This window comes from Streptomyces sp. NPDC054863 (assembly GCF_053610825.1).
The window spans coordinates 1-5,910 of sequence record NZ_JBSGZD010000398.1; the positions used below are offsets into that span (position 1 = coordinate 1).

The following is a 5,910-nucleotide window of genomic DNA, read 5'->3' on the forward strand; positions in this document are numbered from 1 at the left end:
GCCCGCGCGCGGGGCCCCGCCTTCGTGCGCACCGGGGAATGGATGGCGGGCGGGTGGACGGCGGGCGGGTGGACGGCGAGCACCCCGCCGCCCACCCCAGTCGTTGACGAACCGTCAGATCTCCACCGTCGCACCGGACTTGAGAGCCGTCCTGACCGCCATCGCGATCCGCACGGCCAGCACCCCCGCGTCCCGGCCCGGCGCGGGCGCGGTGCCCGCGTGCAGCGAGGCCACGAAGTGGGCGAGGGCGGCGGCGCTGATCTCCCCGCGGCCCGGCAGCGGCCAGCTCTCGTGCTCGGCGTCCGCGCTGTCGGCAGTGGCCCACTCCAGGTCGTTGAACATGTGGTCGCGCCCGTTCAGCCGGGCCTGCCCGTGCCGCGTGTACACCGACAGCGCGGCCGGGGTGCGCAGCGCCTGAGCACCGAGCGCGCCTCCCGTCAGCACCGCCGCAGCGCCCGAGGCGAAGCGCAGGGTGACGGCCACCCCGTCCTCCAGCGGGCTGCCGAGGAAGGAACCGCCGGCCGCCTGCACGGCCACCGGCTCGCCCAACAGGCAGCACAGGGTGTCCAGCAGGTGGCAGGTGTTCTCGTTGACGATGCCGTTGCCCTGGGCCGTGTCCCACACCCAGCCGGGGCTGTCGTCGCGGGGGAGCACCAGATCGGCGTTGACCACCAGCCCCTCGCCGAGCGGGCCGTCCAGCAGCTCCCGCAGCCGGCGCACGGCGGGCAGGTGCCGCAGACAGAAGTCCATCATCACGGGCATGGCGGGAAACCGGTCGAACAGCGCGGTCATCTCTTCGGCGTGCGCGTCGTCGACGGCGAACGGCTTCTCCAGGAAGACGGCGAGACCGCGTTCGCCCGCGGCCTCCAGGATGCGGCGCCGTGCCGCGGGCGGTACGGCGACCACCACGGCGTCGAGGTCCTCCTCCTCGATCATGCGCAGCGCGTCGCGGTGGCCGCGGGCCCCCAGCCGCGCGGCCCACGGGTCCAGGTCGATGCCCTGGGCCTCGGGGTCGAGATCGGCCACGGCGACCAGGCGGGCGCCGGGGAGGGTGGACAGGACCTTGGCGTGGCAGCGGCCGAAGCCGAGACCGACGACGCCGAACCGTATCGGCGGGTGGGTGGTGTCTGGCGTGGACATGGAGCCTCCGAGGATGTCGGACGGGAGAAGGGAGATGAAGGGGGGAGAGACGGCGCGTCGGTGCGGCCTCTCACGCGGGCACGGTCGACCAGTTCTCGCCGCCCGAGGGCCAGCTCGGGTCGCAGACGTCCGCGAACAGGGCGAGGACCTCCGCCAGCAGCTCCTCGTCGGGGGCGGTCCGAGCGGCACGCACCGACGCCTCCAGGTGGTCGCGGTCACCGGTTCCGGTCAGGACCGCGGCGAGGTCGTCCTGCCCGAGCGCGAACTGCAGGGCGAGCAGGGCGAGATCGGCGCCCCGCTCGGCGCACAGCGCGGCGGCCCGGGCCGCCGCCTCGCGCAGGGCGGGCGAGGCGGGATGCCAGGAGCGCGGCCCGGCCTGGGTGAGCAGGCCCATCGCCGCCGGGCTGCCCAGCAGCGTCGCGACCCCCCTGGTGCGCCAGTCGGCGGCGGGCTTCTCCAGTGCGGTGTCGTGCAGGCCGTACCGGCAGTACGACAGCACCACGTCGACGCCGCCGGAGTCGACCGCGCTCTCCAGCACCGGCAGCGGCAGCCCGGAGACGCCCACGGCGCGTGCCTTGCCTTCGCGCTTGAGGCTCTCCAGCAGCGGCAGCACGGTGGTGAGGACCTCGTCCCGGTCGCCGTACTCGATGTCGTGGGCCAGCAGTACGTCGACGTGGTCGGTGCCCAGTCGCCGCAGGCTGTCCTCAAGACCGGTGCGGATGCGGTCGGGCGAGAAGTCGAACTCCTCGGGGGACCAGCAGCCGACCTTGGTGGAGAGGACGACCTCGTCGCGGCGGCCCCGCAGGACCTCACCCACGACGGTCTCCGCGAAGCCCTTCCCGTAGGAAGGCGCGGTGTCCACCAGGTTGATGCCGAGGTCCAGTCCCCGGCGGAGGGTGTCGGCGACGGCGGCGGGGTCCCGTTTGCCGAAGATCCCCATGAGTGACGTGGTGCCCAGCCCGAGGGCCGACACGCGCGGGCCGTTCGGGCCCAGAGTGCGGTAGTGCACGCTCACCTCCCCAATCGGAAGTCGCAGCCGGAAGCTGCAGTTGGAAGTCGCAGTCGGAAGTTGCAGCCGGAAGTCGCAGCCGTAAGCCGCAGAAACAGCTCGGTGGTACGCGATGCCGGCGTGCCCGGGGCATCGTCGGCCCGGCCGGGGAGCGCGGACCTCCCCCGATCGGGCAGTTCCGGACGCCGCGGCGGGCCGCGGGAGGGCCGGGCGGGTTCCACCCGCACGCACTGTTGGCGGGCATGGGCCCCGTGTGGTGCCGTGATGAGGGGGTGTCACGTGGTTCCGGTACCGCCGAACGGCGACCGGCGCCGACGACCCCCCTGTGACCATGGCCCGACGGTCGGCAGGACCCGCCACAGGGCCAGGACGACTCGGAGAGGACGGTACGGATGGAACTGTGCGACGTGAGCGGCCCCGACGGCGGACGGACATCGGGATGACGGCGACGACGGAAGCCCGCGCGGCGACGTGTCCGGCGGGCGGGGGAGAGGCGCGGAGCGGCGAGACGTCCGTGATGTTCTGGAACCTGTTCCGGGCCGGCTTCGAACGGTACGAGGGCGACGACACCCGGTGGCGCGCCCAGCGCGCGCTGATCCTGCGGGAGCGGCCCACGGTGCTGATGGTGACCGAGGCGTGGTGCTGGGACCTGGACGACGAGGCGCTGTTCACCGACACCCGGCGCTCCCTGGGCATGGAGGGCGTGCTCTTCCGCGCCGGGACCGAATGCCACCAGGCGATCCTGTGGAGCCCCGAGGTCGAGGTCTGTTCGACCGACGCCTATCTGCCCGGTCTGAATCCCTGGCACGGGTTCGGCAGCGCCCAGCTCCGGCTGCCGGGCCGCAGCGAGCCGATACGGTTCGTCGCCGCCCACCTCGACCCGTACAGCCCGCTCAACCGGAGGATCGAGGCGGACCGGCTGCGTGGCTTCGTCGGCCCCGACGCACGGACGCCGACGCTGGTGGCGATGGACGCCAACACGGTGCCGCCGGGCGACCCGGAGCCCGACTGGAGCGGTGTGCCCGCCCACCGGGTCGGCAACCACCTGCCGCCCGACGGCACCAGGACCGACCGCACACCGGTGGGCGCGCTGCTCGGCGCGGGCCTCTTCACCGACGTGGCGGCCCATTTCGGTGACCGTACGCCCACGGTCGGCGAGTCCGAGGACGGCGACCCCGCCCGCCGCATCGACCTGTTCCTCGCGTCAGGACCGCTGCTGCCGTCGGTGCGTTCCTACCGCCGGCCGGCGGACGTGCCGAGGGGTGCCGACGGGCGGGAGGCGTCGGACCACGCGCCGATCCTGCTCCGGCTCGCGCCCGACACACCTGACGCGTCCGGCCCGGGGGCGGGCGGGTGACCGGGCATCGGGTGGACCGGGGTGAGCGGGTACATCCGGTGGGCCCGGGGTGAGCGGGTGACCGGACATCCGGTGGGGCCGGAGGGGAGCGGGTGACCGGACGTCCGGTGGGCCCGCAGGAGAGCCGGTGACCGGGCATCCGGCAGTGCCGGGCCGGCCACCGGCCGATGTCAGGCGGTCACCGCCGGACGGTGCAGCAGGTAGAACTGGAACACCTCGTCCGGCCGCCCCGGCACGGCCGCCACGGACGAGCGCACCTCAAGCCCGGTCTCGCCCGCGAGATGCCGTACGGCGGGCAGTACCGGCGTGTGACCGAACACCAGGGCGTGCCCGCCCGGCGCGATCAGCCGCACCAGGGAACGGAAGCCCTCGACGGCCGCCTCCGCGCTGAGCACCTCCGCGTTGAGGAAGCGCAGCACGAGCACCTGCACCGACCCGTCGGGCACCGGCCGGGTGAGGCCGTCGGCGACGAACGCCTCCGGAATGCGCCGCCGGGCCAGCTCCACCATCTTCGGTGAGGCGTCGGAGGCCAGCACCCGGCACTCGGGGAAGGCCGTGCCGAGCGACGACACGAACCTGCCGGTGGAACAGGCCGGGTCGTAGAGGGTGTCACCGGGGCGCACGACGTCACGCAGCGCGATCGCGGCGGCGGCCCGGAAGTGTTCCTCGTCCGGGTCGAGGTTGTCGGCGAGTTCGGCGGTACCGTCCCACACGTGGGCGGGCACCAGCGCCTCGTTCCAGTCGCGGTCCAGCCGCGGGAAGGGGAAGTCGAGGTCGGCCTCGGCGTCCTTCGCGGCCCGCGCCAGCACGTCTTCGTGCGTCTGTGCGGAGCGGGGGGTGAAGTAGAACTCCACCTGCTGCCGGGTGAAGCGCAGGCTCTCGAACTCGCCCATCAGCATGCGGGGCGTGAGCACGGACGCCGGGTCGGTGCGGTCCTCGGGGACCAGCTTGCGCCCCAGCCAGGTGGTGTTGCCCAGTCGCAGCAGGAAGTACTGGCACAAGGCGAACGGAGACTTCTCCGTCCAGGAGCCGAGCCGGTCGACGGGGCCGAAGCCGCCGTTCCCGACGGTGGCGTGGATCTTCCGTTCCTGCTGGAGCCACTCCTGCTCGTCCTCATGGCTGAACATGTGCGGATCACCTCTGTTCTGTCGATCGATGGGGTGGTGGGGCGGTGGTGGGACAGCTGTGGGGTGGTGCGGCGGGCGCCCGCGTCGGACCGGTCTCCGGCGCGCGCAGCCAGGCCAGCAGGGCGAGTACGGGGATCGACGCGGTGAGCAGGAACGCGGCGGGGAAGGAGAACACCTGCGCGGTCAGTCCTGCGACGAGGGGTCCCGCGACGGCGCCGACGTCGGCGCTGACCTGGAAACAGGCGAGCGCGGAACCCCCGGAGGAATGGGGACCGACGACGTCCGCGACCGCGGCGCCGTGCGCGGGACCGGTGATCCCGCAGCCCGTTCCGGCCACGAGCGCCGCCGCCAGCAGAGGAAGGGGGGCGCTGCTGAGTCCGATGCCCGCCAGGCCCGCGCCGAACAGCGCGAGTCCCAGCAGGGCCGCGGGCCGCCGCCCCCAGCCGTCGGCGAGCCGTCCGGCGAGCGGCAGCACCGCCACGCTGCCCACGGCGAAGAGGGACAGGGCGAGGGCGGACAGGGCGGCGCCCCCGGCGAACCGGGCCGTGACGAACAGCGGCACCAGGGAGACCTGGATGCCGTACGCGCCCCAGCCGACCGCGAAGTTCGACAGCAGCGCGGCCCGGTAGGCGGGCGCCGCCAACACCTCGCGCAGGCGCACCGTCCCGGCGTTCCGGGCGGGCTTGTCCTTCGCGGACCTTCCGGCGCCCGGGGGTCCGGCGGCGGGCAGCAGCGCCGCCGCGACCGCGGTGAGCACCAGGCAGACCCCGGCCACGGCGAACGGCGCGGACGGCGCGAGGGTGACCAGACCGACACCGGCCAGCGGGCCGACGACCGTACCGGACTCGAAGCCGACGGACCAGACACCGAACGCCCGGCCGCGCAGTGCGGCGGGTGCGGAGGCCACGAGCAGGGAGACGGCGCACACGGTGAACGTCGCGGAGCCCACCCCGCCGAGGACGCGCAGGACCAGCAACTGCCCGTACGAATCGGCGAGTGAGACGGCCCCGGTGCAGGCCGCCATCAGCAGCAGCCCGGCCGGCAGCATCCGCCGGGCGAGGCCGCCGGAGGCCAGCCGTCCCGCCACCGGCGTGAACAGCAGGCGGGCCAGGAAGAAGGCGCTGACGACCCCCGACACCGCGGCGGTGGAGGCCAGTTCGGCGGTCCGCACGGTCAGCACGGGGGCGATGGCGCCCGCGCACAGGGAGGACACCAGGACGACACAGGCCAGGACCCGCACCGCGGCCGGCAGCCGTCGGGGCACGGCCGCCCCGGAC

Annotated in this window: 5 protein-coding genes; 1 reads left to right on the forward strand and 4 read right to left on the reverse strand. The window is 74.2% G+C overall.

What is annotated here, in order from left to right; genetic code table 11:
• Positions 1 to 114: 114 nt before the first annotated feature.
• Complete coding sequence (locus tag ACWGIG_RS36195; RefSeq protein WP_453325958.1) at positions 115 to 1,140, reverse strand: Gfo/Idh/MocA family protein; 1,026 nt, start codon at positions 1,138 to 1,140, stop codon at positions 115 to 117.
• A 70-nt stretch (positions 1,141 to 1,210) separates the two neighbouring features.
• On the reverse strand, positions 1,211 to 2,149 hold the full coding sequence (locus ACWGIG_RS36200; RefSeq protein ID WP_453325959.1) for an aldo/keto reductase: 939 nt from the start codon (positions 2,147 to 2,149) through the stop codon (positions 1,211 to 1,213).
• Between the two features lie 439 nt (positions 2,150 to 2,588).
• On the opposite strand from ACWGIG_RS36200, the gene ACWGIG_RS36205 reads away from it, so the two are divergent.
• On the forward strand, positions 2,589 to 3,506 hold the full coding sequence (locus tag ACWGIG_RS36205; protein WP_453325960.1) for an endonuclease/exonuclease/phosphatase family protein: 918 nt from the start codon (positions 2,589 to 2,591) through the stop codon (positions 3,504 to 3,506).
• A 170-nt stretch (positions 3,507 to 3,676) separates the two neighbouring features.
• On the opposite strand, the gene ACWGIG_RS36210 is transcribed toward ACWGIG_RS36205, so the two are convergent.
• A complete protein-coding gene (locus tag ACWGIG_RS36210; protein ID WP_453325961.1) occupies positions 3,677 to 4,633 on the reverse strand; it encodes a class I SAM-dependent methyltransferase in 957 nt (318 codons plus the stop codon).
• 7 nt (positions 4,634 to 4,640) lie between these two features.
• A partial coding sequence (locus ACWGIG_RS36215; RefSeq protein ID WP_453325962.1) for an MFS transporter occupies positions 4,641 to 5,910 on the reverse strand: 1,270 nt, incomplete at its 5' end.

What these genes read in the sequence shown, in the direction of transcription:
- ACWGIG_RS36205 (WP_453325960.1), top strand. Translation starts at nt 2,589, where the DNA reads ATGACGGCGACGACGGAAGCCCGCGCGGCGACGTGTCCGGCGGGCGGG.
- ACWGIG_RS36210 (WP_453325961.1), bottom strand. Translation starts at nt 4,633, where the DNA reads ATGTTCAGCCATGAGGACGAGCAGGAGTGGCTCCAGCAGGAACGGAAG.
- ACWGIG_RS36195 (WP_453325958.1), bottom strand. Translation starts at nt 1,140, where the DNA reads ATGTCCACGCCAGACACCACCCACCCGCCGATACGGTTCGGCGTCGTC.